The sequence below is a fragment of the Gordonia sp. McavH-238-E genome (assembly GCF_022348225.1).
Taxonomy (GTDB): Bacteria; Actinomycetota; Actinomycetes; order Mycobacteriales; family Mycobacteriaceae; genus Gordonia; species Gordonia terrae.
Genome location: NZ_JAKRFE010000019.1, coordinates 1 through 23,354 on the forward strand (window position 1 = coordinate 1; position 23,354 = coordinate 23,354).

General features: G+C 68.6%; 19 protein-coding genes. 10 read left to right on the plus strand and 9 right to left on the minus strand.

Going from position 1 to position 23,354, the window contains the following annotated elements; all coding sequences use genetic code 11:
- Positions 1-365 precede the first annotated feature (365 nt).
- From rsmA to MHN80_RS22315, 4 genes are all read right to left on the minus strand, one after another.
- A complete protein-coding gene (gene rsmA / locus MHN80_RS22300; RefSeq protein ID WP_239403701.1) occupies positions 366-1,307 on the minus strand; it encodes a 16S rRNA (adenine(1518)-N(6)/adenine(1519)-N(6))-dimethyltransferase RsmA in 942 nt (313 codons plus the stop codon).
- Positions 1,271-2,395 carry a resuscitation-promoting factor gene (locus tag MHN80_RS22305; protein WP_064569339.1) on the minus strand — a complete coding sequence of 375 codons (1,125 nt, stop codon included), beginning with the start codon at positions 2,393-2,395 and terminating at the stop codon, positions 1,271-1,273. Before MHN80_RS22305 ends, rsmA begins: the two co-directional genes overlap by 37 nt.
- A gap of 133 nt (positions 2,396-2,528) precedes the next feature.
- On the minus strand, positions 2,529-3,446 hold the full coding sequence (locus MHN80_RS22310; protein WP_064569337.1) for a TatD family hydrolase: 918 nt from the start codon (positions 3,444-3,446) through the stop codon (positions 2,529-2,531).
- 64 nt (positions 3,447-3,510) lie between these two features.
- Positions 3,511-4,341, minus strand: coding sequence for a PhzF family phenazine biosynthesis protein (locus MHN80_RS22315; RefSeq protein WP_239403702.1), 831 nt, complete (start codon positions 4,339-4,341; stop codon positions 3,511-3,513).
- Positions 4,342-4,511: 170 nt separating this feature from the next.
- On the opposite strand from MHN80_RS22315, the gene MHN80_RS22320 reads away from it, so the two are divergent.
- The 8 genes from MHN80_RS22320 to MHN80_RS22355 all read left to right on the plus strand — a co-directional run bounded on the left by MHN80_RS22320 (position 4,512) and on the right by MHN80_RS22355 (position 15,428).
- Positions 4,512-5,234, plus strand: coding sequence for a beta-phosphoglucomutase family hydrolase (locus tag MHN80_RS22320; protein ID WP_239403703.1), 723 nt, complete (start codon positions 4,512-4,514; stop codon positions 5,232-5,234).
- Complete coding sequence (locus MHN80_RS22325) at positions 5,231-7,588, plus strand: glycoside hydrolase family 65 protein (protein WP_004019672.1); 2,358 nt, start codon at positions 5,231-5,233, stop codon at positions 7,586-7,588. The genes MHN80_RS22320 and MHN80_RS22325 overlap by 4 nt, the downstream gene beginning before the upstream one ends.
- A 67-nt stretch (positions 7,589-7,655) precedes the next feature.
- A complete protein-coding gene (locus MHN80_RS22330; protein ID WP_239403704.1) occupies positions 7,656-8,345 on the plus strand; it encodes a HEAT repeat domain-containing protein in 690 nt (229 codons plus the stop codon).
- A gap of 2 nt (positions 8,346-8,347) precedes the next feature.
- Positions 8,348-9,337, plus strand: coding sequence for a HEAT repeat domain-containing protein (locus tag MHN80_RS22335; protein ID WP_239403705.1), 990 nt, complete (start codon positions 8,348-8,350; stop codon positions 9,335-9,337).
- Between the two features lie 200 nt (positions 9,338-9,537).
- Positions 9,538-10,779 (plus strand): HNH endonuclease signature motif containing protein, encoded by a 1,242-nt coding sequence (locus tag MHN80_RS22340; RefSeq protein WP_239403706.1) that lies wholly within the window; start codon positions 9,538-9,540, stop codon positions 10,777-10,779.
- Positions 10,780-11,334: 555 nt separating this feature from the next.
- Positions 11,335-12,909: a methionine--tRNA ligase gene (gene metG, locus MHN80_RS22345; protein ID WP_239403707.1), complete on the plus strand. Its 1,575-nt coding sequence runs from the start codon at positions 11,335-11,337 to the stop codon at positions 12,907-12,909.
- A 15-nt stretch (positions 12,910-12,924) separates the two neighbouring features.
- Positions 12,925-14,151: an aminodeoxychorismate synthase component I gene (locus tag MHN80_RS22350; protein ID WP_239403708.1), complete on the plus strand. Its 1,227-nt coding sequence runs from the start codon at positions 12,925-12,927 to the stop codon at positions 14,149-14,151.
- 29 nt (positions 14,152-14,180) lie between these two features.
- Complete coding sequence (locus MHN80_RS22355) at positions 14,181-15,428, plus strand: helix-turn-helix domain-containing protein (RefSeq protein ID WP_239403709.1); 1,248 nt, start codon at positions 14,181-14,183, stop codon at positions 15,426-15,428.
- Here MHN80_RS22355 and rsmI read toward each other — a convergent pair.
- Positions 15,352-16,293 carry a 16S rRNA (cytidine(1402)-2'-O)-methyltransferase gene (rsmI, locus tag MHN80_RS22360; protein ID WP_239403710.1) on the minus strand — a complete coding sequence of 314 codons (942 nt, stop codon included), beginning with the start codon at positions 16,291-16,293 and terminating at the stop codon, positions 15,352-15,354. The two genes, MHN80_RS22355 and rsmI, sit on opposite strands and share 77 nt — an antisense overlap.
- A 38-nt stretch (positions 16,294-16,331) precedes the next feature.
- On the opposite strand from rsmI, the gene MHN80_RS22365 reads away from it, so the two are divergent.
- The gene (locus tag MHN80_RS22365; protein ID WP_239403711.1) at positions 16,332-17,852 is read left to right on the plus strand and encodes a dolichyl-phosphate-mannose--protein mannosyltransferase; all 1,521 of its coding nucleotides are present in this window, start codon (positions 16,332-16,334) and stop codon (positions 17,850-17,852) included.
- A 43-nt stretch (positions 17,853-17,895) separates the two neighbouring features.
- On the opposite strand, the gene MHN80_RS22370 is transcribed toward MHN80_RS22365, so the two are convergent.
- Positions 17,896-18,309 (minus strand): DUF5313 domain-containing protein, encoded by a 414-nt coding sequence (locus tag MHN80_RS22370; RefSeq protein WP_101821893.1) that lies wholly within the window; start codon positions 18,307-18,309, stop codon positions 17,896-17,898.
- An 88-nt stretch (positions 18,310-18,397) separates the two neighbouring features.
- On the opposite strand from MHN80_RS22370, the gene MHN80_RS22375 reads away from it, so the two are divergent.
- Positions 18,398-19,711, plus strand: coding sequence for an aminotransferase class I/II-fold pyridoxal phosphate-dependent enzyme (locus tag MHN80_RS22375; protein ID WP_239403712.1), 1,314 nt, complete (start codon positions 18,398-18,400; stop codon positions 19,709-19,711).
- Between the two features lie 101 nt (positions 19,712-19,812).
- Here the strand turns inward: MHN80_RS22375 and MHN80_RS22380 are convergent, their stop codons facing one another.
- From MHN80_RS22380 to MHN80_RS22390, 3 genes are read right to left on the minus strand one after another with little or no spacing between them, the layout of a single operon-like run.
- Positions 19,813-21,624: a BCCT family transporter gene (locus MHN80_RS22380; RefSeq protein ID WP_239403713.1), complete on the minus strand. Its 1,812-nt coding sequence runs from the start codon at positions 21,622-21,624 to the stop codon at positions 19,813-19,815.
- Between the two features lie 31 nt (positions 21,625-21,655).
- Complete coding sequence (locus tag MHN80_RS22385; protein ID WP_180819465.1) at positions 21,656-22,072, minus strand: GntR family transcriptional regulator; 417 nt, start codon at positions 22,070-22,072, stop codon at positions 21,656-21,658.
- Complete coding sequence (locus tag MHN80_RS22390; RefSeq protein ID WP_239403714.1) at positions 22,069-23,334, minus strand: arginine deiminase; 1,266 nt, start codon at positions 23,332-23,334, stop codon at positions 22,069-22,071. The genes MHN80_RS22385 and MHN80_RS22390 overlap by 4 nt, the downstream gene beginning before the upstream one ends.
- Positions 23,335-23,354 lie beyond the last annotated feature (20 nt).

Below are 23,354 nucleotides of genomic sequence, written 5' to 3' on the forward strand. Positions count from 1 at the left end.
GATGGCGGACTCGGCGGAGAACGTGTGCGATACTTTCACTGAAAGTGCCTTCTGAGCTGGAATGTTTTGTTGTCTCAACACCACCAATCATTCCAGCTCAGAGGGCATTTTCACGTTATCGACACCCGCACCCGTCCACGGATCCAGGCTGAGGAGCGAGCGTCGCCCCGCCCCCTGAGGAGCGAGCTTGCGAGCGTCACGAAGGGTCCTGGTGAGATGCTTGGCAGACCCTTCGTGACGCGCCCTCCGCACGCTCCGGGCGCTCCTCAGGGAGCAGAAGGGGCCGCTTCTATCGGATCAGGAGCAGTGTGAGACGTCGCTCGCGCTGGTGCATCGAGCGGAATGAGTCGTCGCCCCTGGCTGGTTCAGAGACCAGCGGTCGTGCGGGCGAGCCGGACGAAATCGTCGACGTCGAGTTTCTCGCCGCGCACGCCGGGATCGATATCTGCTTCGCGCAGTCGGCGTTCGGCCTCGGCCGCCGACCCGGCCCATCCGGCCAGTGCCGACCGCATCGTCTTGCGGCGCTGGGCGAATGCCGCGTCGATCGCCGCGAACACCCGCGCGCGTTCAACCGGATCGGTGGAGTGATCGTCGGTGCGTTCGATACGGACGAGCCCCGATTCGACCTTGGGTTCGGGCCAGAACACGTTGCGTCCCACCGCACCGGCGCGGCTCACGCGCCCGTGGTAACGCGCCTTGACGCTCGGCACGCCGTAGGTCCGGCTGCCCGGGCCCGCGGCGAGGCGGTCGGCGACCTCCGCCTGCACCATCACCAGGGCGGTGGTGATCTCGGGGAAGAGACCGAGCAGGTGCAACAGGACCGGCACCGACACGTTGTACGGCAGGTTTGCGACGAGCGCGGTGGGCACCGCGGGGAGGTCGTCGCGCGTCACCTGCAGCGCATCGGCGAGAATGACCTGGAAATTGTCCTGACGGCCGGGCGCGTACTCCGCGATCGTCGCCGGAAGACGTTGGGCGAGAACCGGATCGATCTCGATCGCGACGACCTTGCCGGCGGTTCCGAGGAGCGCGAGGGTGAGCGAGCCCAACCCCGGACCGACCTCGAGAACGGTGTCCTCGGGACCGACACCCGACGCGGCGACGATCCGCCGGACCGTGTTCGCGTCGTGGACGAAGTTCTGTCCCAGCGTCTTGGTCGGCCGGACGCCGACCTCGGCCGCGAGTTCCCGGATCTGTGCGGGACCGAGCAGACGGGGAGCCTCGTCGGGCTTGCCCGCGGGCGTCTCGTCAGGTGCCGGCGTCTCGTCGATCAGCGCAGGCCCAGCTTGGACGAGCAGGACGGCCACGCGCCCCAGCCCTGGACCGCCTGGGTCTTGCTGGCGACGGCGATCTGCTCCTCGCGGCTGGCGAGGTCGGCGCGCGGCGCATACTCGAGACCGCCCCAGCGTTCCCAGGTGTTCTGATCGAACTGCACCCCGCCGTAGAAACCGTTGCCCGTGTTGATGGCCCAGTTCCCGGTCGCCTCGCACGCGGCGAGAGCGTCCCAGACGGACCCGAACGGCACGAACGGCGCGCCCGGTTTGGTGCCGATGCGGACGGTGGCCGCGACCGGTTCGGTGAGCACTTCACTGGTCAGCTTGTCGCGCTTGACAACTCGGCCGTTGACGGTGGTGACCTTGTACGTCACGCGCGCCTCACCGGGCGTGCCCTTCTTCTCGACCACCTTGCGATCGCGGATGAGGGTCGGATCTTCCTTCTTGACCTCCGGCGGCGCGACCGGCTCGGTGAGCGTGACGTCCTCGGTCTTGATCCGCGTGACGACGATCTTCAGATTCGGGGTGACCTTGGTGTCGGCCGCGGGAGTGACCTTGTCCTCGGCGCCCAGCGGCGTCCCGAGCGACTCGAGCAGATCCTTCACGGTGTGTGCGGCGACGGTCGGACGCTTCTTGGCCGGCCCGTCGACGAGGTTCACCGGCTTGGGCAGTGCGACCTCGATCTGGCCGCCGCCGACCGGCAGCTCCTGGCCGAACGCGGTCTCCTCGGCGGCGTGGGTCAATCCACGCTCGGCCATCAGCTGGTCCACGGTCGAGGCGTTGGTGACGATGGTCTCGCGCTTGCCCTCGATGTCGAGGGTGAGCTGCTTGAGCTTGTTCACCCGGATGGTCTGGCCGTCGCCGAAGCCGGAGTCGGGCGCGGGGCTCACCTTGTCACCGTCGGCGGGCGCCAGCCCCTCGGACTCGAGGAGGCTCTCGACGGACATCGCCATGGTGGACACGTGCCGGACGTCGCCGTCGACGTCGATCGCGACGTTCTTGTGCATGGTGACGCCCATGATCCCGCCGGCCGCGACAGTGGCGCAGACGGCGCCGACCGCGACGCGGACACGCAACGAGTTCGATCCGTTGATCTTGGCGAATACCGACTTGGACGACACCGGCTCGGACGACTCTGGATTGGGCAAGGAAGACAAGGGCACGACATCCTGATAGGCAACACTGGCACCACGCCCGCCGAGTGGATCAGCACGTCGGCCAGGCGGATCACAGTACGATAACGAACCGGCCAGATTATGGCAAAGGGATGCCGTAGACCCGTCGCGCGTTGGCTCCGAGAAGACGCGCCATCTCCACATCGGTCACGCCGCGCACCTCGGCGAGCGCTCGCGCCGTGTACGGGAGGCAGTAGGACTGATTCGGCTGGCCACGGTAGGGATGCGGGGTCAGGAACGGGGCGTCGGTCTCGACGAGGATCTGGTCGTCGGGCACGAGTTCGGCCGCGACCCGGAGCTCGTCGGCGTTGGCGAAGCTCACAGTGCCGGCAAAGCTGAGCATGAAGCCCCGGTCGACACATTCGCGGGCAACGTTTCGGTCACCGGAGAAGCAGTGCATGATCACGGAGTCGGGTGCCCCCTCCGCGGCCAAGATGTCCAGCAGGTCGCGGTCGGCCTCGCGGTTGTGGATCATCAGGGGTTTGCCCACACGCTTCGCGAGGTCGATGTGCCAGCGGAAGGCCTCGTGCTGCACCTCGGGCGGCGCGCACTCGTCCGACTTCCCGGGCCAGTAGTAGTCGAGCCCGGTCTCGCCCACGGCGACGACGCGCGGATGACGAACCATCTGCTCGAGTTCGGCGGCAGTCTCGTCGTTCAGATCGCCGGCGTGCATCGGGTGCAGGGCCACCGCCGCGTACACCCGGTCGTCCCAGTCCGCGGCGGCGACCGCCCAGCGCGCGTCGACCATGTCGTCGGCAACCGTGACGACATGGTCGACACCGACGGCCTGCGCGTGGTCGCAGATCGCACGGACCGTCTCGGCATCGCGCCCGCCACACGCGGCCAGGTGGGTGTGGGCGTCGACGAGGCCGGGCAGGGGCGCCGGGTCGGGCGGTGGTTCGCGTCGACGCCGCTTCCTGGCGGCCTTGTTGCTCAGAGATTCGTCGCCGCTCGTCTCGGGATCGCTCTTGTCCGGGGCGCCAGGGGCGTCGCTCATGGCACCACCTTGGCACAGCGCGCCGACACCCTCCGGTTGCGGCCCTCACGCCCGGGCATCCGGGTCAGAGCGTCACCGTGCCCTCGATCACCGTCGTCGTGTCGCCACCGATCCAGATGTTCTCGCCGTCGTCGTGGACGTGAACGCGTCCGGCACGGCCGAGTGCGGCGCCCTGGGCCGCGACATACGACGCCGGGGCGTGACCGTTCGCACGCAGCCACATCGCGATACCCGCGTTGAGACTGCCCGTCACCGGGTCCTCGGGGACGCCGATGCCCGGCACGAAGGCCCGGACCTCTCCGAAGACCTCACCGTCCGAGTCGTACATCCCGAACAATCCGACCTTGTGATCGCCGAGCGCCGGGATGTCCGGCGTCACCTCGAGCACCCGCTCCCCGGACGCGAGTTGCAGCACCATCCATTCCGGCCCGTTGTCGACCCACTCGGCCGCGAGGACCTCGCCGGCCACGATCCCCAGTGCGGCGGCGACCTCGGCGACGACCGCGGACTCGACGGGGCCGGATCGTCGCAACGGCGGTGCCGCGAAGGCCAGCCGTGCACCCGAACGGCGGAGTCGGACCAGGCCGACGCCGCACTCCTGCACGATGTCCTCCCCCGCAGGGCGGCCGCCCGTCGTCAGCCACGCATGCGCGGAACCGAGCGTGGGGTGACCGGCGAAGGGCAACTCCCCGTCCGGGGTGAAGATCCGCAGGCGGTAGTCGGCTGCGGCGTCGGTCGGCGGCAGCACGAACGTCGTCTCCGACAGATTGGTCCAGCGGGCGAATGCCGCCATCCGGTCGTCGGGGATGTCGGCGGCATCGAGCACCACGGCCACCGGGTTACCACCGGTTCCGGTGGCGGAGAACACATCGATCTGGGCGAAACGTCGGGTCATCGGTTCATCGTCTCACCCTCAGTTGCAGCCCGGTCAAAGGTTTTTCGGGCCCGTCACCCCGGGACGGCGAGCGGTCGCCCGCCACCGCGAGCACCACCACCGCGGGAAAACGGTTCGCCCGGCCGCGCAAATCGCGCCGGAGTCGTCCGGGACGGGTAGCGTGGCGAAGCGTGTTGGGATTGCCAGATTCGATCACCGTCGCACTGTTCGACCTCGACGGGGTTCTCACCGAGACCGCGGTGTTGCACCGCAAGGCATGGAAGAAGGCGTTCGACGCCTTCCTCGCCGCGCGTGCGGGCGGCGCGGACCATGCCGATTTCGTCGAGTTCACCGACCAGGACTACCTCGACTACGTCGACGGACGTCCCCGGGAAGACGGCGTGCGAGCCTTCCTCGCCTCCCGCGGCATCGACGACGTCGACCCGCAGACCGTGACCGCCATCGGGAACGGGAAGAACGACATGTTCCTGGTGTCCCTGGCCGAGGACGGCGGGCAGGCATATCCGGGTTCGGTGCGGTACCTCGAGGCGGCTCGTGATGCGGGCCTCCGGATCGCGGTCGTGACCTCCTCGAAGAACGGAGCAGCAGTGCTGGATGCAGCGGATCTGTCGAAATTCGTCGAGGTCCGGGTGGACGGGCTCGACATCGTGTCGAAGGGCCTGAACGGCAAACCCGCTCCCGACTCGTTCCTCCTGGGCGCCGAGCAGATGGGCGTCGAACCCGCTGCGGCAGCGGTCTTCGAAGACGCCATCTCCGGCATCCGGGCCGGCAGCGCGGGCGAATTCGGCTTCGTCGTCGGCGTCGACCGTGTCGGCGGCGGGCAGGCCGAGGCGATGCGCGCGGCCGGCGCCGACGTCGTCGTGACGGACCTCGACGAATTGCTCCCCGCATGACCGCCGAGCACGGCCACGACTTCGGCTTCGAGATCCACCCGTGGCAGCTCAAGTGGCGCGGCGGAGTCGACCTCGACATGCTCGGCCGGACCGAGACACTCTTCGCACTGTCCAACGGACACATCGGTTTACGCGGGTCGTTCGAAGAGGGCGAGCCCGTCGATCATCCCGGCACCTATCTCAACGGCTTCTACGAACTGCGCGGCCTGCCCTACGCGGAGAGCGGTTACGGTTACCCCGAGTCGGGGCAGACCGTCGTCAACGTGACCGACGGCAAGATCATCCGTCTGCTCGTCGAGGACGAGCCGATGGACCTCCGGTACGGGCGTACCGAAGAACACGAGCGGACCCTCGACTTCCGTACCGGCACACTGCGTCGCCACACCGTCTGGACCTCACCCACGGGCCGCAAGGTGCGCATCAAATCCGAGCGGCTCGTGTCCTTCACCAAGCGCACCATCGCCGCGATCCGGTATGAGGTCGAGCCCGTCGACGAGGACATGAAGCTCGTCCTGCAGTCGGACCTCCTCGCCAACGAGCCGGTGCCCGCCCCCGGGAACGATCCGCGCCTGGCGGCCGCGCTCGACGCACCCCTCGTCTCCGATCTCGCGACATGCCGCAACTACTGGGGCATGCTGGTCCACCACACCAAGAAGTCCGGCCTGCACATCGCGGCCGGGATGGATCACGAGATCTACTTCCCGGACAAGGCGGACACGTTCATCCGCGCCGACGGCGACCTCGCCCGGCTCACCATCGCGGCGAACGTGCCGAAGGGCAAGAGCCTCACGCTGACCAAGTACATGGGGTACGGCTGGTCGGCGCGGCGTTCGGTGCCGGCACTGCGCGCCCAGGTCGACGCGGCCCTCGCGATGGCGATGGAGACCGGCTGGGATTCGCTCAAGGCCGACCAGGTCCGCTACCTCGAGGACTTCTGGCGCGACGCCGATGTCGAACTCGACGGCGATCCGGAGCTGCAGCAGGCCGTCCGGTTCGCGCTTTTCCACGTGTTGCAGGCCGGCGCACGCGGTCAGTCCCGCGCCATCCCGGCCAAGGGCCTCACCGGCCCCGGCTACGACGGTCACACCTTCTGGGACACCGAGAGTTTCATCCTGCCGATGCTCACCTACACGGTCCCCGCCGCCGCCGGCGAGGAACTACGGTGGCGCCACTCCACCATGGACAAGGCGAAGTCTCGCGCCGCCGAGCTCGGCCAGCGTGGGGCGATGTTCCCGTGGCGGTCGATCAACGGCGACGAGTGTTCGGGCTACTGGCCGGCCGGGACTGCCGGCGTGCACGTGTCCGCCGACATCGCCAACGCCACCGCTCGCTACCTGCGAGCGACCAACGACGAGCAGTTCGAAACCGAGTGCGGCGTCGAACTACTCGTGGAGACCGCGCGACTGTTCGCCGGGCTGGGTCACCACGATGTGAACGGGAAGTTCCGCATCGACGGGGTGACGGGTCCCGACGAGTACACCGCGGTCGTGAACAACAACACCTTCACCAACCTCGCAGCGCAACAGAACCTGCGGGACGCGGTGGCCGCCGTGCACCGCCGGCCCGATCTCGCCGAGCATCTCGGGGTCACGACCGCCGAGGCGGCGCACTGGGAGGCGTGCGCCGACGACATGACGATCCCCTACGACGACGCCCTCGGCGTCCACCAGCAGTGCGAGTCGTTCACCCTGCTGGGCGCCTGGGATTTCGAGTCGTCGGTCGGGCGGTATCCGCTGCTGCTGAACTATCCGTACTACGACCTCTACCGCAAGCAGGTGGTCAAGCAGGCCGACCTGGTCTTCGCGACCTATCTGTTCGGCGATGCCTTCACCCCCGAGCAGAAACTGCGCAACTTCGACTACTACTACCCGCTCACCGTCCGCGACTCGTCCCTGTCGGCGTGCTGTGAGGCGGTCACCGCCGCCGAGGTCGGCTACCCCGATCTCGCCTACGATCTGCTCGCCGAGTCGGTGTTCACCGACCTGCACGACCTGCACAACAACGTCAGCAGCGGACTACACATCGCGGCGCTCGCGGGTGCCTGGACCGACTGCGTGGCCGGTTTCGGCGGCATGCGCGACTTCGGCGGGAACATCACGTTCGCGCCCCGGCTCCCGAAGCGGCTGACCTACATGTCGTTCCGCATGATCATCCGTGACTCGAAGATCGTCGTGGCCGTCGACAAGGACAACGCGACCTATCGGTTGCTGTCGGGCCCGCCGATCGACCTCGCGCATCACGGCGAGAAGTTCACTCTCGAGTCCGCCCCGATGACCATGCACATCCCGGAACTGGAATATCGCGAGCCGCCCAAGGCCCCGCCCGGGTGTGATCCGTATCGTCGGGAGATCTAAAGCCCCCGACGCTTGACCTTGACACGGTGTCAAGCGGTCAGGTGGGCGGTGAAGGAGGTGGTCGATCATGACCGACCAGACAACCCGCCCACTCGATCCGGCCCTGATGGCAGCATTGTCGGCCGATGACGCGTCGATGCGACTGCGGGCCGCGATGGCGGCCGGCAGCAACCCGCATCCCGGGTATGCCGAGGAGCTGATCCGACGCTGCGGCGTGGAACCGGACTTCTTCGTGCGGGACATGTTGACCTGGGCCCTGACGCGGTTGCCCGCCGAACTGACGGTGCCCGGCCTCATTCCCGAGCTGGCGTCCGCGTCTCCGCAGGCGCGGGCACAGGCGCTACACACCCTGTCGAAGATCGGTGACCGGTCGGCGTGGACGTCGATCACCCCCGCGCTCCTGCACGATGCGGACGACGAGGTGGCTCGCGCCGCCTGGCGGACCGCGGCCGTCCTGGTCCCAGCGGGCCGGGAGGCCTGGCTCGCGAACGAACTGGCCGGCGAACTCGGCCGCGGGAGCACCGACGTCCGACGGAGTCTCAGCCGTGCCCTGGCCGGACTCGGCGACGCCACGGCCGGACCGCTTGCCGTCGCGAAACAGCGGGGCAACCGCGCGGTGCGCGCACACGTCGTGGCCACCGAACGGCTGATCGACGACCCGGACAGTGACTTCGCCGCTGCGTCGGACTTCGTCGCGCCGACGACCAGCCCTGTCCCCGACGACGATTCGGCCGTCGAAACAAACGACGGAACGTAGCGGTGCTGATCGGCGAGGTGGCGCGGCAGACCGGCTTGAGCAGCCGGATGCTGCGCCACTACGACTCACTCGGACTCGTGCGACCGACCGGCCGGACATCCGGCGGCTACCGGGAGTACTCCGAGGCCGACCTCGAGCGGCTCATGCACGTCGAGAGCCTCCGATCGCTCGGACTCTCGCTGCGCGACGTCGGCCGCGCGCTCGACGAGCCGGGGTTCGCACCGGACACGCTCATGGACCGCCTCATCGACGACACCGAGGCGAGGATGGCTGCCGATGCCCAGCTCCTCGCGCGTCTACAGGACGTGCGGGGTGCCGGGCCCACCGAGTGGTCCGCGGTGCTGGGAGTGGTCAGACTGCTCCGTGCCGTCCAGTCCGACAACGCGGCCGATCGTCAGACTGCCGCGATGCTGGCCGGCGAGGTCAGGGTGTCCGGGGACTCGCTGGCGGACGCACTCCTGAAGGAGCCCGATCCCAACGTCGCCGGTGCCCTTCGGTGGGCGCTCGCGCAGAGACCGGGCGGTGTCGACCGCCTCGTCGACGGTGCGGCCGACCCCGATCCGGTTGTTCGACGCCGGGCGGTCACCGCGCTCGCCGCGATCGAGGAGACCACACAGGTCACGTCGGTTCTCGAGGGACTGCTCGCCGATCCCGATCCCGCCGTCCGACGCACCGCTGCCCTGACCCTCGGACGCCGCGGTGCCGCGGTCGCGGTCGATGCCCTGGTCGAGCTCATCGGTGCCGGCGACCGCGATGTCGAGGCCGCCGAGGTCCTCGCCGGCCACGAAGCCCACCGCGAGCGGATCGTCGACCTGCTCGTCGACCGCCTGGGTGCCGACCCCGACGCGTCCGTTCGATCGCGCCTGGTGCAGGCTCTCGCCGAGATACCGGGGACCGCAGCAGCTTCGGCGCTGCGGACGTGCACCGGTGACGCCGACGAAATGGTCGCGCGCACCGCGACCGTATTGCTCGATCGGCGGCCGCAGGGCTGATAGCTCAACAAGTCGACGAAAACTGTGTGACTCGTGGGACTTCTGTTCACCGCGGTTCACTGCGGTTCACTGCGGTTCACCGAAGGTGCTCCTGTCCACTGATGGTTCTGATGTGAAAATCGCTGTCGTAGAACATCTTTGACTCGATGTAGTTGTGGAAATTGCTCGTCTTCGAACGGATTGTCGAGTACCTTGGTGGCATGACCCCGATCGCCGAGATGCGAGACTTCGTGATCACCCTCGAACCACCCACCGACCCGACCGGCCGGGAGATCTTCGACCGACTGGACGAACTTCGGTTGCTGCACAACGTCGTCGGTCATCAGATCGCCGTGCACGCAGCATCGTTCGAAGCGACCGGCGCGGCAGACAAGGTGGGGTCGACCACACGCGGGGTGCTGATCGAGATGGGTTTCGCGCCGGCTGTCGCTCACCGCAGCATACGGATCGGAGAGCGGATCGACTCGTTGCCGAAGCTCGGCGACTGCGCCTCCGACGGGCATCTGGCGAGCGAATGCGTCGACGCGGTTGTCCGCGGCCTGACCGTCATCGAGAAGCAAACACCCACAGGACTTTCCGACGAGGACCGGGCGGCGCATGAGTCCGAGCTGCTGGCTCAAGCATTCTCGGGTGCCACCCCCACCGAGATCGCCGACCACGCACGCACCATCGCCCACCGCAACGCCGACACCGCCGACGACGCCATCCCGGTTGCCGAGGACGCCTCGCTGAACGTGGTGAACTCGCGCATCACCGACGATGGCCGTGTGGAGATCAAGGCCGACCTCACCGCTGTGGTCGGTGAGAAGTTCCTGTCCATGATCGACGAACGATCCTGCCCGCGACCCGAACCCGACGGCAGCGAGGATCGACGGACGCGGGAGCAGCGGTGGGCCGACGGCTTCGAGTTGTTGATGGATCAGGCGGCGATCGGAGCGACCCTCGACACCAGCGGTTCGCCTCGAACCCAGCTGTTGGTGACGATCCCGGCCGATGCGAAAGATCCGGCGCGACTGCCATGGGTCGGTCCGGTGTCGCAGACCACCGCCAAGCGACTCGCGTGCGACGCCCTTGTGAGCGAGATCGTCCTGGACGGGGAAGGCGTGCCCTTACAGATGGGGACGAGCAGGCGGCTCTTCCCGTCCCACTTACGAAAGGCCATCACGGTCCGTGACCTGTGTTGCATCAAATGCGGTGCGCCCGCGGCACATACGCAGGTGCATCACATCGTGCCATGGGTGGACGGCGGCCCCACCGACCTCGACAACGGGTGCCTGCTCTGCCAACGCTGCCACACCCAGGTACATCACCACGGCTGGGAAGTGACGATGGGATATGACCGCCACCCCTGGCTGATCCCGCCTGCTGACATCGACCCTCAGCGCCGCCCGCGGCCCGCCTACAACCGACGCACGATGCGACTCGACGACGTGTTCGTGTAGGTCCTGCGTCACCGCACGCGCTGCCGGACAATCCATCTCAGACGGGACCGAGCAGCCGACACGACAACACCTCACGACCACAGATCCTGACGGCATAACCGTCGCGGCGTTCCTTGACAACTCCACAGTGTGAAAGCCGAGCACGGCGTGGGCGTCGTTGCGGTCCGTCTCCTGGATCTTCGGGAGATGGACCGCAACGAATCCGCGTTACTCGACGCGCTACTTGACGCATCAGTCGTCGCGGTCTTGGTCGCGTCAGTCGCCGCCGTCCCGGTCGCCTCAGCCGTCACCGTCTCGGTCGTGTGTGCCGCCACCACGCGGGTCTGGCCCTCGCCACCTCGGACGCTGCATGGTTCTGCACCTGGGTCGGCGCATGAGCCCGTTCATGGACCAGCACGATGGTCAGCGAGCTGGTGGTGACCGTTCCGCAGCTCCCGCGGCCTCCGCAGCCTTCCGGAGACCCAGCGCCGCGCGCAGGATCGACCCAGCGCCGACCAGAAACGTCTGGACCGCAATTGGGTGCCGTCCCGGCCGGTCGGTAGTCTGTTGGGCACTATGGCACCCGATCTGACCAGCCCCGATCCGTCCGGCGCATCCCACGGCGAGGGACGCCCGTACTACATCACCACCGCGATCGCCTACCCCAACGGCGCTCCGCACATCGGGCACGCCTACGAGTACATCTCCGCCGATGCGCTCGCGCGGTTCAAGCGGCTCGACGGGTTCGACGTCCGGTTCCTCACCGGCACCGACGTCCACGGGCAGAAGATGCAGCAGACCGCCGCCGCGGAGGGCATCCCCACCGCCGAACTCGCGAAGCGGAACTCCGACCGTTTCCAGTCGCTGCAGGAACGCCTCGGGTCCAGCTTCGAGCGCTTCATCCGCACCTCCGACGAGGACCACAAGCGCGCCTCGGAAGAACTGTGGAAGCGGATGAGCGACCGCGGCGACATCTACCTGGACAAGTACTCGGGCTGGTACGACGTCCGGGACGAGACGTTCTACGCCGAGGCCGACACCCGGGTCGACGAGTCCGGCGACCGCGTCGCCACCGACACCGGGCATGTCCTCACCTGGACCGAGGAAGAGACCTATTTCTTCCGCCTCTCGGCGTATCAGGACAAACTGCTGGAGCTCTACGAGTCCCGGCCGGAGTTCGTCGGTCCCGACGTCCGGCGCAACGAGGTCATCAGTTTCGTCAAGGGCGGCCTCACCGACCTGTCGGTCTCGCGCACCACCTTCGACTGGGGCGTCCCGGTACCCGGACACCCCGAACACGTCATGTACGTGTGGGTCGATGCCCTGACCAACTACCTCACCGGCGTCGGCTTCGCCGACGACCCGGAGACCTTCGCGCGGTTCTGGCCTGCCGACCTGCACATCATCGGCAAGGACATCATCCGATTCCACTGCGTCTACTGGCCCGCGTTCCTGATGAGCGCCGGGATCGAGTTGCCCAAGCGCGTGTTCGCGCACGGATTCCTGTTCAACAAGGGCGAGAAGATGAGCAAGTCGGTCGGCAACGTCGTCGACCCGGAGAACCTGATCGACGAGTTCGGTCTCGACCCGGTGCGCTACTTCTTCCTCCGCGAGGTGTCCTATGGTCAGGACGGTTCGTACTCGGCGGAGGCGATCGTGTCCCGCATCAACGCCGACCTCGCCAACGAATTCGGCAACTTGGCGCAGCGCACCCTGTCGATGATCGGCAAGTACTTCGACGGCACCCTGCCGGCACCGGGCGAGTTCACCGACACCGACACCGCGCTGCTGACACGTGCGGATTCCCTGCTCGACATCGCGCGCGCCCACATCGACAACCAGGCCATCCACCTGGCGCTCGAGGCGCTCTGGTCGACGCTGGCCGAGACCAACCGGTACATCTCGGCACAGGAACCGTGGAAGCTCGCCAAGACCGACCTCGACCGCACCGGCACGGTTCTCTACGTCTGCGCCGAGGTGGTGCGCATCGTCGCGCTGCTGAGCCAACCGGTCATGCCGGAGTCGTCCAACAAGATCCTCGACCTCCTCGTCGTCGGCGACGATCGGCAGTTCACCGCAGCCGCCACCCGGTTGGAACCCGGTACCGCGCTGCCGAAGCCGACTCCGGTGTTCCCCCGGTACGAGAACTGAACCCGCACATCGAGAATGGTCGCGTGGGACGGGGTGGGGTCGGACTCGCTCGGCCCGGACGCGGTGGCGCCGGCACTCGATGTGCTGCGTGCACTGCACACCGAGACCGCCGCGCGTCGCCTGCCGCCGCCGGCCGCGCTGATCGGTGACTGGTACGACGCCGACGCCGTCATCGCACCGTCGATCGAACTGACACCCGGCTGCCTGCCCCCGGATGACCCCGACCGGTTCTGGTTCGGCTACCTCGGGTTTCCCGTGCGGCCGCACGACGCGTCGCTACCGCCGAACGTCGGCGGACACACCGACGGCGTGCTCGTACTCCGCGACGGACGCTGGAGTCGCACCGGCACCGGTGTACCCGACTGGGCGGAGGCGGCCGTGCGCGCCGCCGGAGACCGGGTGGACCCCGTCACGCGGCGCGGATCCGCCGCTGCACCGACGGCGGAATGGCATGCGCCCGAACGCAGTTCACACCTGGATGCCATCGCACAGTGCCTCGACGCCATCCGCGCCGGTGAGGTCTATCAGGCGTGCGTGTGCACCCGCTTCACCGGCACGCTGAGCGGCCGGCCCGTCGAGTTCTTCACCGGACTCGCCGGCGCCACCGCGCCGGCGAAAGCCGCTTTCCTGCAAGGTGACTGGGGGGCGGTGGCGAGCCTGTCGCCGGAGTCGTACCTGCGCCGGACCGGCAACATCATCTCGTCGTCGCCGATCAAGGGCACCCTGCCCGCCTCCGCCGACCCCGATGCGCTGGCCGCCTCTGCCAAGGACATCGCCGAGAACATCATGATCGTCGACCTGGTCCGCAACGATCTGGGCCGGATCGCGGTGACCGGCAGCGTGCGGGTCCCCGAACTCCTGACCGTCGTACCCGCCCCCGGCGTCTGGCACCTGGTGTCGCGGGTGGAGGCGATCCTGGCGCCGGGAACGGGCAACGACGCCGTCCTGGCGGCGACGTTTCCGCCGGCGTCGGTCACCGGCACCCCGAAGCTGCGGGCGATGGAACTGCTCGAGGGCTGGGAGTCCGACGCGCGCGGCGTGTACTGCGGGGCCATCGGCATGGCCGGCCCCGGGCGGGCACTCGACCTCAACGTCGCCATCCGGACCGTGGAGATCACGCCCGACGGGGCACTCGCCCTCGGTGTCGGCGGCGGGATCACCATCGACTCCGACCCGGCCCGGGAATGGCAGGAATGCCTCGACAAGGCCGCCAGCATCGTCGGGTCGCGCGGTTGGGCATGATCGACCCCCTCGTTGGGTACGATTCCGCCATGACTGTGCCCATCCGGTCGTCCACCGATCTCGCGGTGCTCGATCGTGATCTGCGCCGTGACCACGATGCCTTCATGTCGGGCGGCACCCCGCGTGCCGACGTCCCGGGGGATGTCGTCGAATCGTGGGGCCGTGTCCGGGCGGGCAGGCACCGGTCCACCGTCGACACGCACAACCCAGGCCACATCTCGGACGACGAGCTCGAGACCCGGCGCGCCACGCACCCCCTGAGAGACGCGGTACAACCACTTCAGCGATTGTTCGCCCAGTCCGCGGACGATGCCTCGATGACGCTGGGCGTGTTCGACGCGGACGGCGTGCTGTTGTGGCGCGGCGGCTCGGCGTCCGTTCTCCCGGAGGCCGACCGGCTCGAGCTCGTCGAGGGCAGCCGATGGGACGAGAACTCCACGGCGACCACGGCGGTCGGCCTCGCCGTGCACCTCCAGCGCCCGACCCGGCTGTTCGGTGCCGAGCACTACTACAGCTCGCTGCACGGGCTGTTCTGCACCGCGGTACCGGTGCACGACCACCGCACCGGCGACATGATCGCCATCGCGGGCCTGGCGGGCCCGGCCATGGAGATGCAGCCGGCGGCATCGGCGTTCACCTCCGCGCTGGCCGCCCTCGGCGAACACGAGATCACCCTCGCCCACCAGCGCGAACTCGCCGACCTGCGATTCGCCGGCCAATCGCAGCTGGCCGGGCTGCACGGGCCGGGGCTGCTCATCGACGACGACGGATGGGTGGCCGAAGGGCGCGGCTGCACGCCGCCCGTCCGCGTCGCGGCCCCGACGGACGACATGCGGCAGTTCGTGCCGGGGCTCGGGATCTGTGTGGTCGAACGCCTCGGGCAGGGGTGGCTGGTGCGTCCGGCGGGCCCGTCCGGCCCGGTCCTGGCCGAGCTCTCCCTCGACGGCGAGCCGACCGTCACGGTCACCGGCGACGGCGAGCCGTGGCGCACGGTGCTGACCCGTAGGCATGCCCAGATACTGTTGCTCCTCGCCGACGCCGGTGACCAGGGCCTCACCTCACAGCGATTGAGCCAGCTGCTCTTCGGCGACGACGGCCACACCGTCAGCGTGCGCGCCGAGCTGTCCCGACTGCGCCGGGTGGTCGGGGCGCTCGTCTCGAGCCGGCCGTATCGACTGGCGCCGCGAGTGGAACTGCGGGTCAGCCCGGATCAGCTCGACGTCTTTCGAGTACCTGTTGGTAGACGTCGCGCCGAGAGGCACCGGAACCCTGCGTGACCTCGGCGCACGCGTCCTTGAGTCGCATGCCGCCTGCCACGAGTTCTTCGGCCCGATCGGCGAGGTCGTCGACGTCGGGTTCGGCGGCCACGGCACCGGCGATCACCACGGTGATCTCGCCGCGGACGCCGTCAGCCGCCCACTCGGCGAGTTCGGCGAGCGGGCCGCGCCGGACCTCTTCGTAGGTCTTGGTCATCTCGCGGCACACCGCCGCGCGGCGGTCCGGACCGAGGATCTCGGCCGCGGCGACCAGCGTGTCGGCGAGTCGGTGGGGCGACTCGAAGAACACCGCGGTCCGGGGCTGGGCGACCAGTTCGCGCAGCCACGCGGCTCGCGCGCCGGGCTTGCGGGGAGCGAAACCCTCGAAGCAGAACCGCTCGGAGGGCAGCGCCGACACCGCGAGGGCCGTCGTCACCGCCGACGGCCCGGGCAGTGCCGTGACCGGGAGTCCCGCGTCGGCGCATGCCACCACCACGCGATACCCGGGATCGCTGACCGACGGCATCCCGGCGTCGGTGATCAGCAGTACCGTCTGCCCCTCGGCGATCGCGCTGACGAGACCCGGGGTACGCGCGGCCTCCACCTGGTCGTAGTAACTGACCAGCCGCCCGCCGATCTCGACGTCGAGCGCCGCGGCCAGCGACCGGGCGCGCCGGGTGTCCTCGGCGGCGACGATGTCCGCGGTCTGCAGGGCCGCACGCAGACGCGGCGAGGCGTCGTCGATCTGTCCCATCGGCGTGGCGGCCAGCACCAGCCGGCCGAGAGCGTGGGACACGCGACCGGGGTCGGGGCCGGAGTCGGGGGTGTCGAGGATCTCGGTCGCGTCGTCGTCGGAGGGCGGCGTACCGGGCTGGACGGTGTTCATCGACAGTCAGCTTACGAGGGACCACTAGGATCGATCGGGTGCCACCTCGCCTGGGCCCGGACGTGCCCGCACCGCTGTTCGGTGCCCCCGACCGCGGGCGTGGACTCCTCGTCGGAGTCGTCATCGCACTGCTGGCCACCATCACCCGGTTCTGGGCCCTGACCCACCCCACCGACAAGGGCACACCGGTCTTCGACGAGAAGCACTACGTCCCCCAGGGCTGGCAGGTGCTGTCCGGCGGCAGCTGGATCGAGGACAACCCGGCGTACGGCCTGGTCGTGCACCCACCGGTCGGCAAATGGATGCTCGCGGCGTCCGAGGCGATCTTCGGCTACGGCCCGCTCGGCTGGCGTGTCGCACCGGCCGTCTCGGGCGTGCTGGTCGTCGTGCTGATCTACTGCGCGGTGCGCCGGCTCACCCGGTCGACGCTGGTGGGCGCCATTGCGGGGATCTTCGCGATCTGCGACGGCGTGCTGTTCGTGCAATCCCGGATGGGCATGCTCGACATCTTCCAGACCCTCTTCATCGTGGCCACGTTCGCCGCGCTCGTCGCCGATCGCGACCAGGTCCGGGAACGCATGTACCGCGTGTACCTCGAGGGCCGTATCGCCGACAGCCCGTTCGGACCGCGACTCGGCTTCCGCTGGTACCGGTTCACCGCCGGTGTGATGCTGGGGTTGAACTGCGGCACCAAGTGGTCGGGCATCTACTACGTCATCTTCTTCACCGCACTCGCGATCGGCTTCGACGTGGCCGCCCGCCGCGCCTATCACGTGCCGCGCCCCTGGGTCGGCACCCTGGTGCGCGACGTCGTCCCGAGCGGCGCGAGTCTCGCGGTGATGCCGGTCGTCATCTACTTCTTGACCTACATCCCCTGGTTCACCAGCGAGACCGCCGTCTACCGCTACCAGGTGGGCAACACGATCGGAACCGACGGCCCGTTCGCGTGGGTGCCGGGTGCCTGGCGATCGCTGTGGTACTACGAGTCCGGCATCCTCGAGTTCCATTCGGGGCTGACCAATTCCGCGGGCAACCATCACCCGTGGGAGTCCAAGCCGTGGACATGGCCGATGAGCCTGCGTCCCATGCTGTACGCGCTCGAGAACGGGCCCGACCAGTGCGGCGGGGGTGAGTGCGTCCGCGCCCAGATGCTCATCGGCTCGCCCGCGCTCTGGTGGCTGTCGTTGCCGATGCTCCTGTGGGGACTGTGGTCGTGGATCGTGCGTCGCGACTGGCGGTACGCGGCTGTCCTCGTCGGATACCTCGCCGGCATCCTGCCGTGGTTCCTCGCGCTCGACCGGCAGATGTACTTCTTCTACGCGACCGTCCTCGCGCCGTTTCTGGTGATGGGTCTCGCCCTGTGTTGCGGTGATCTGTTGCGTTCGGCTGCGGCGACGGCGCGCGTCCGGCCCGAGCGCCGTGCGCTCGCGATCCTGGTCGTCGCGATCTACGTGGGCCTGGTCGTCGCGAACTTCGTCTGGTTGTGGCCCATCCTGACGGGTTCCCCGATATCACCGGGCCTTTGGCGCCAGCAGATCTGGCTGCCCAGCTGGGGCTGAGCACCCCCGGCGCACAACCGAATCCCGTGAGGCCCACGCGGCCTCACCGTGAGACGGGGAACGGCGGCGGTGCGGCCTCGTTGCGGTACTTCCGGTGGTACTCGGCGTAGAGGTCGGCGTTCTTCTCCCGGTCGAGCGCGTTGATCAGCGCCGGATCGAGTCCGTGCTGGACCAGCCGGTAGCGGCGATAGACACGGTTCAGCGCGATGGAGAAGAACAGGTACGACAGCAGGATCGGCATGGTCATGGTGATCCGCACCCCCCACGGCCCCGGGACGAACAGCATCGGCAGCACGAGGATGATGCACGGTATCGACCACCGAGCGACCATCCGCGCCGAGGCGCCGGGACCGACGAGGTCGTTGATCACCCAATCCTGCACCGAGACAGGCAGTCTGCCGCCGTACCAGTACGCGACATAGCGCCACCAGGCCGGGCGCGGGGACTCGTGATTCATGGGCGAACACTCCTGATCTCGGTGATGTACGACCAGGGTAGCATTTGTCCTAGGACAAAAATGGGGAGCGGGGGTTACAGTGTCCGTTGTGATCACCGGGCAGACAGTGAACGCGATCGTTCAGAGCGCTCGGGACGCGATCGTCTCCGGCCGACTCCGACCGGGTGACACGTTGCCGCCGATCCGTGAACTCGCAACCGAGCTGGGCGTCAACCGCAACACCGTGGCCACGGCATACCGGCAGCTCGTCGTACTGGGCGCGGCGGACACCCGAGGCCGCGGCGGAACGGTGGTCGCCGACCGACTCCACCCCGGCAGCGAACTCGCCGCCCCGGCAGATGCCGTCGACCTCGCCGGCGGCAACCCGGACCCCGATCTCCTCCCCGACCTGCGCGCCGCGATCGCCGCGTCACCGTACCGGCCCACGATGTACGGCACCTCCGCGGTGGCTCCGGCGCTCCGGGCCGCGGCGCCGGTGCTGTTCGGCGATCATCCGCAGGAAGGCGAACTGGTCGCGACCCACGGCGCCGTCGACGCGATGGAACGGCTGTTGAACACCCACCTCGTCCGGGGTGACGGTGTCGCCGTGGAGAATCCGTGTTTCCTCGCCAGCGTCGGCACGGTCCGCGTCAACGGATATCGCGCGCTACCGGTGGAACTGGACGGATCCGGCATGCGACCCGATCACCTGGCACGGGCGCTGGACGAGGGCGCTCGGGCCGTCATCGTCACCTGCCGCGGCCACAACCCCGGCGGGATCGCCCTCTCCGAGACCCGTGCGGGAGAACTCCGTGCGCTCCTCGAGCGGTACCCCGAGGTGCTGGTCATCGAAGACGACCACTTCTCGCTGCTGTCGGTCTACGACTACCGGCGCGTGATCCCGGACAACAGCCGGCACTGGGCCGTCGTCAGGTCCGTCGCGAAGTTCCTGGGTCCGGACCTGCGGGTCGCCCTCGTCGATGCCGACCCGACGACGGCGGCCGCACTCGACGCGCGACTCCGGTCCGGCCGCCCCTGGGTCAGCCACCTGCTGCAGACCACCGCGGCGCACCTTCTCACCGATCCGGCGACGACCGAGCTCATCGCCACGGCTCGCGACGAATATGCCCGTCGCACAGGATTTCTCATCGATGCACTCACCTCCGCGGGCGTCGCGTCGACGCTCGGACCACCTGACGGGATCAACACCTGGGTCGACCTGCCCCGCGAGGTCCCCGCGGAGAAGGTGAGCACCGAGCTCGCCCGTCGTGGCTGGGCGGTACAACCCGGGACGATCTTCGCCGTCGACGGCGCCACCCCCCGAAACGGCCTGCGGGTCACGACGTCCCGGCTCGACCGGGCGGCTGCCGAGACGTTCGCCGCTGCTCTCGCCGCGTCGATCGCGGAGATCGACGCTCCGTAGGCGGCCCTTCCCACCCCGGCACGGCCCCGCCGACGCCGGTGGGCCGCGCACCATCGCGCGGCCCACCGGGTGTCATCGCCCCATCGGGGGCAGATCGGTTGCTAGACCGCAGGTCCGGGCAGGCGATCGGTGTCGCGCTGGCCCTCGTCCCGGTTCCCGTCGGTGCGGCCGTCGTCACCGACAGACGGCGCGGCGGGCGACGACCCGTTGGTCGATCCGGCGGCCTCCGAACCGTTCGCCTGCTCGACGAAGTCCGGGTCGATCTTCTCCAGGTGCCGTACCGCGTCGGCGTCGATCGACTGGAGTTCGCCCGTCGCGATGGCGACCGCCTGCTCCCGGACGTGCTCGTCGACCTGGGCCGTCAGGACGTGCCGGGACACGATCAGCGGGTCGCGCCGGAGGTCGAGATAGAGCGACAGGCACATGCCGATCATCACCACGACGAACGGCAGCGCGGCGATGATGGCCATCGTCTTGATGCCGTCGAGGGCGTCGTCGCCGCTGATCGCCAGGAGAAGCGCGGCGACCACGCCGGTCAGCACACCCCAGAACACGGTCAGCGAGCGCGACGGATGTTCGACGCCCCGCTGCGAGAGGGTGCCCATGACGAGCGAGGCCGAGTCGGCGCCGGACACGAAGAAGATGCCGACCAGGATCATCACCAGGGCCGACGCCACCCCGGTCCACGGCATGTGCGCCAGAACGTCGAACAGCGTGCTCTCGCTGGCCGCGGTCGCCGGATCGAAGGCCAGCGTGCCCTCGATGTCCTGATGGATCGCGGTGCCGCCGAAGATGCAGAACCAGACCAGCGACACCGTCGTGGGGACGACCATGACGCCGATCACGAACTCGCGGATGGTGCGACCGCGGCTGATCTTCGCGAGGAACAGACCGACGAACGGGGTCCAGGACACCCACCACGCCCAGTAGAAGATCGTCCAGTCCGCCAGCCACTGATGACCCGCCTCGGTCGTGACCGTGGCGTCGGAGCGGGCCGCGAAGGTGGTCAGGTCGGTGGCGTAGGCCCCGAGAGTGGTCGGCAGCAGATTCAGGATGAAGATGGTCGGACCGGCGACGAAGACGAACAGCGCCAGCACCACGGCGAGCACCATGTTGATGTTCGACAACCATTGGATACCGCGCGCGATACCCGACACCGCCGACGCGACGAAGGCCGCGGTCAGGAGCGCGATGATCGCGACGAGCAGCATCTTGGTGGGCTCGTTGACCCAACCGAGGGTGTCGAGACCCGATCCGATCTGCAGCGCGCCGAGTCCCAGGGAGGCCACGGTGCCGAACAGGGTGGCGAAGATCGCGAGGATGTCGATGACCTTTCCGCCCGGCCCGTTGGACACCCGCGGACCGAGGAGCCGTTCGAACACCGCACTCATCAGCTGCGTCCGACCCAGCCGGTACGTGCTGTAGGCCAGCGCCAGACCGACGACCGCGTACATCGCCCACGGGTGGAAACCCCAGTGGAACATCGTCGTCGCCATGGCCGCGCGGATGTCGTCGGGACCGATTTCCGGTGGCGGACTGGCGAAGTGGTAGAGCGGCTCGTAGGCGCCGAAGAACATCAGTCCGATGCCCATGCCGGCGCTGAACATCATCGCGATCCAGCTGATGGTGCGGAACTGCGGCTTCTCCCCGGTCCGGCCCAGCGGAATCCGGCCGTATTTGGACACGGCCAGGAAGATCGCGAAGATCACGAAGCCCGTGGCCGAGAGGATGAACAACCACCCGAGGTTGTTGGTGATCCAACTCAGCACCTCGGTCGTGGTGGTGTTGAGGCTCTCCTTGTCGCCGATCCCCCAGATCACGAAGGCGATGACCAGAACCGCGGTCACGGTGAAGACCACCGGGTCCAATGTCTGCTTCGGACGCCTGGTGATCACATCCTGTTCACTTGTCATCGTTCAAGCCAATCAATCTCGGTGAATCTATTCAAGTTCGCCCGAGCACACGGTTGAGCATCTCAACGATCAGGGAATCGTCGAAGCCCAGCTCACGGGCGGTTTCGACGTATGCGGCGGCGGCTGCGAAGCCGGCGTCGAGCGCATCGTGGCGACCGGCCTTGATGAACGATCCCTGCCGCCCACGGGTCTCGATGACCCCGGCCGCCTCGAGCTCCCGGTAGCTGCGCGCGACCGTGTTGGCGGCCACGCCGAGCCGCGACGCCAGCGCCCGCACCGTCGGGAGGCGTTCGCCCGTGAGCAACTGCCCGGATTCGATGAGGTCGATGACGCCGACCCGCACCTGCTCGAAGGGCGGCCGATCGGAGTCTGCGTCGATCCGCAGTGCGGCGAGCGCCGACGGGGCGGCGTCGCTCGCCGCGTCGGGGGTCGATGAATCCGAGGTCACGACGCGCCCCCTTCCCGAGAATCACGTGCGAGTGGACACGACATGCACCGCGGCCCGCCGCGGCCCGAGCCCAGCTCGCGACCCTCGATCTCGATGACCTCGATGCCGGAATCGCGGAGTCGCCGATTGGTCTCGGAGTTCCGGTTGTAGGACACCACCACCCCGGGGGCGAGGGCGAGGGTGTTGTTGCCGTCGTCCCACTGCTCCCGTTCGGCGGTCACCGGGTCGAGGCCGGTGTCGATGACACGCAACTTGGAGATCCCCATCGCCTCGGCGGCCGCGTCGAGGAAGGGCCGTTCACCGGTGATCCGGACCGCATCGGTCGCGGCGTCGTGGACGAGGGTGAACGCGGACATCGTGTCGCGGATGTTGGGATACATCACCACGGCGTCGGTGTCGACCATCGTGCAGACGGTGTCGAGGTGCATGAAGGCCCGCGACTGTTCGATCGGCACCGCGAGCACCGCGTGTGCCAAATTGTCGTCGAACAGGCTGCGCGCCAGCGCTTCTGCCCCGGCAGGCGTGGTGCGTTCGCCGACCCCGACGGCCACCACACCGGCGGCGAGCAGCAGCACGTCGCCACCCTCGACCGGCGCCACCTGCGACTCGTAGGCACGTCGGGCGCCGGTGAACCGCGGGTGATGGGCGTAGATGAGATCAGTCAGCGACGTCTCCCGGGCCCGTGCGGGCAGCGCGAGCGAGGTGATCGCGAACCGTCCACCGATCCAGAACGAACTGTCGCGGGTGAACAGCAGATTGGGCAGGGGCTCGATCGCGAACTCCGGCCCGTGATGCATCCGCCGCACCAGTGACGACCGCTCTGCCGACGGGGTGATCGGCAGCTCGTCGAACGTCATCCCGGCCATCAGCACGTAGGCGAGGTCGGCCGGCGACAGACCCCGCAAGTGGGCGGCGAGATCCTCCGCGAGGTGCGTTCCCAGCCGGCGTGCGCTGACAGCCGCCGCGATGCCCTGGATTCGGGCCGCACCGCTGTGCGCGATCGTCTCGGCGAGCAGGTCGCCGAGGAGGTACACGTCGACTCCGCGGCCGCGCAACACCTCAGCGAACGCATCGTGCTCCTCCTGCGCGCGCCCGACCCACGGGAGCCCGTCGAAAAGGAGCTGGTCGCTGTTCCGCGGGGTGAGTCGGCGCAATTCGTCGCCGGGACGGTGCAACATGACCGCCCGCAGGACGCCGACCTCCGAGTCGGCCCCGAGCGCGTAGTCGTATCCCGGCGCGCGGCCACCGTTGCCGGACGTCATCGGCCCACGCGTCCGACGGT

What these genes read in the sequence shown, in the direction of transcription:
- MHN80_RS22310 (WP_064569337.1), bottom strand. Translation starts at nt 3,446, where the DNA reads ATGAGCGACGCCCCTGGCGCCCCGGACAAGAGCGATCCCGAGACGAGC.
- MHN80_RS22315 (WP_239403702.1), bottom strand. Translation starts at nt 4,341, where the DNA reads ATGACCCGACGTTTCGCCCAGATCGATGTGTTCTCCGCCACCGGAACC.
- MHN80_RS22325 (WP_004019672.1), top strand. Translation starts at nt 5,231, where the DNA reads ATGACCGCCGAGCACGGCCACGACTTCGGCTTCGAGATCCACCCGTGG.
- MHN80_RS22330 (WP_239403704.1), top strand. Translation starts at nt 7,656, where the DNA reads ATGACCGACCAGACAACCCGCCCACTCGATCCGGCCCTGATGGCAGCA.
- MHN80_RS22340 (WP_239403706.1), top strand. Translation starts at nt 9,538, where the DNA reads ATGACCCCGATCGCCGAGATGCGAGACTTCGTGATCACCCTCGAACCA.
- metG (WP_239403707.1), top strand. Translation starts at nt 11,335, where the DNA reads ATGGCACCCGATCTGACCAGCCCCGATCCGTCCGGCGCATCCCACGGC.
- MHN80_RS22350 (WP_239403708.1), top strand. Translation starts at nt 12,925, where the DNA reads ATGGTCGCGTGGGACGGGGTGGGGTCGGACTCGCTCGGCCCGGACGCG.
- MHN80_RS22355 (WP_239403709.1), top strand. Translation starts at nt 14,181, where the DNA reads ATGACTGTGCCCATCCGGTCGTCCACCGATCTCGCGGTGCTCGATCGT.
- rsmI (WP_239403710.1), bottom strand. Translation starts at nt 16,293, where the DNA reads ATGAACACCGTCCAGCCCGGTACGCCGCCCTCCGACGACGACGCGACC.
- MHN80_RS22370 (WP_101821893.1), bottom strand. Translation starts at nt 18,309, where the DNA reads ATGAATCACGAGTCCCCGCGCCCGGCCTGGTGGCGCTATGTCGCGTAC.
- MHN80_RS22380 (WP_239403713.1), bottom strand. Translation starts at nt 21,624, where the DNA reads ATGACAAGTGAACAGGATGTGATCACCAGGCGTCCGAAGCAGACATTG.
- MHN80_RS22390 (WP_239403714.1), bottom strand. Translation starts at nt 23,334, where the DNA reads ATGACGTCCGGCAACGGTGGCCGCGCGCCGGGATACGACTACGCGCTC.